Below are 1,908 nucleotides of genomic sequence, written 5' to 3'. Positions count from 1 at the left end.
CGGATGCACCGGTGGTGACGCTGAAGGTCAGAGAGGCAGAGTCGTCAGCATCGGTGGCTGTCAGCTGGCCAGAAATTGCTGAATCGCCTTCGTTTACTGTAGCCGTCACATCCGCACCGGCCACCGGCGCATCGTTGGTGCCGTTCACGGTTATCTGAATCTGTTGAGTATCGGTGGCACCGTTCTCATCAGTCACCGTCACAGGAATTGTCAGGGTCTGCACATCGCCGGCATCTAAACCGTCGTAGGCAGCATCTTGTGGATTAAAGCTGTAGCTACCATCCGCATCCAGAGTGAAACCTGCTGGTACGCTGGCACCGTTGGTTACACTGAAGCTCAGACTCGCAGAGTCATCGGCATCCGTCGCTGACAGCTGGCCATTGATGGCGCTGTCACCTTCGTTCACGGAAGCTGTCACATCCGCACCAGCCACAGGGGCATCGTTGGTGCCGTTCACAGTAATCTGGATCTGCTGAGTATCGGTGGCACCGTTCTCGTCGGTTACCGTCACTGGAATAGTCAGGGTCTGCACATCGCCAGCATCCAGGCTGTCGTAGGCTGCATCCTGTGGATCAAAACTGTAGCTACCATCCGCATTCAGGGTGAAACCTGCTGGTACGCTGGCACCGGTGGTGACGCTGAAGGTCAGAGAGGCAGAGTCGTCAGCATCGGTGGCTGTCAGCTGGCCAGAAATTGCTGAATCGCCTTCGTTTACTGTAGCCGTCACATCCGCACCGGCCACCGGCGCATCGTTGGTACCGTTGACGGTGATCTGGATCTGCTGGGTGTCAGTGGCACCGTTTTCATCAGTGACGGTCACAGGAATAGTCAGCGTCTGGATATCGCCCGCATCCAGGCTGTCGTAAGCGGCATCCTGTGGATTAAAGCTGTAAGAGCCATCCGCATTCAGGGTGAAACCTGCTGGTACGCTGGCACCGTTAGTGACGCTAAAGATCAGAGACGCAGAATCATCAGCATCCGTCGCTGACAACTGGCCAGAAATTGCTGAATCACTTTCATTTACGGAAGCAGTGACATCTGCACCCGCTACCGGGGCATCGTTGGTGCCGTTGACTGTAATCTGGATTTGTTGCGTATCCGTGGCGCCGTTTTCGTCAATTACGGTCACAGGAATGGTCAGGGTCTGCACATCACCCGCATCCAGGCTGTCGTAGGCTGCATCCTGTGGATTAAAGCTGTAGCTACCATCGTCGTTTAATGTAAACCCGGCTGGTACGCTTGCACCGTTGGTCACACCGAAAGTTAAGCTAGCAGAATCATCGGCATCCGTAGCAGACAGTTGGCCAGAAATTGCTGAATCACCTTCATTTACGGAAGCAGTGACATCCGCACCGGCCACCGGCGCATCGTTGGTGCCGTTAACGGTGATCTGGATTTGCTGGGTATCAGTCGCACCGTTCTCGTCAGTCACAGTGACCGGAATGGTCAAAGTCTGCACGTCGCCTGCATCCAGGCTGTCGTAGGCTGCATCCTGTGGATTAAAGCTATATGAACCATCGCTGTTTAATGTGAAGCCTGCCGGTACTGAAGCACCGTTAGTAACGCTGAAGGTTAGAGACGCAGAATCATCTGCGTCGGTAGCAGAAAGTTGGCCGCTGATGGCGCTGTCGCCCTCATCAACAGATGCGGTGACATCCGCACCAGCCACCGGCGCATCGTTGGTGCCGTTCACTGTTATCTGAATCTGCTGGGTATCAGTCGCGCCGTTTTCGTCGGTCACAGTGACCGGAATGGTCAGAGTCTGAACATCACCGGCATCTAAACCATCATAAGCAGCATTCTGGGGATCAAAGCTGTAAGAGCCGTCTGAACTCAGAGTGAAACCCGCCGGCACGGAGGCGCCATTACTTACGCTGAAGCTTAAGCTGGCAGACTCATCAGCATCAG

General features: G+C 54.9%; 1 protein-coding gene. It reads right to left on the bottom strand.

The genetic code is table 11. The features are described from left to right. A partial coding sequence (locus tag JYB63_RS22530) for a cadherin-like domain-containing protein (RefSeq protein WP_205660180.1) occupies window positions 1-1,908 on the bottom strand: 1,908 nt, incomplete at both ends.

The sequence above is a fragment of the Aliamphritea spongicola genome (assembly GCF_017051665.1).
Taxonomy (GTDB): domain Bacteria; phylum Pseudomonadota; class Gammaproteobacteria; order Pseudomonadales; family Balneatricaceae; genus Amphritea; species Amphritea spongicola.
Note: the sequence above shows the minus strand (reverse complement) of the source record. Positions and strands in the feature narration are given on the sequence as shown.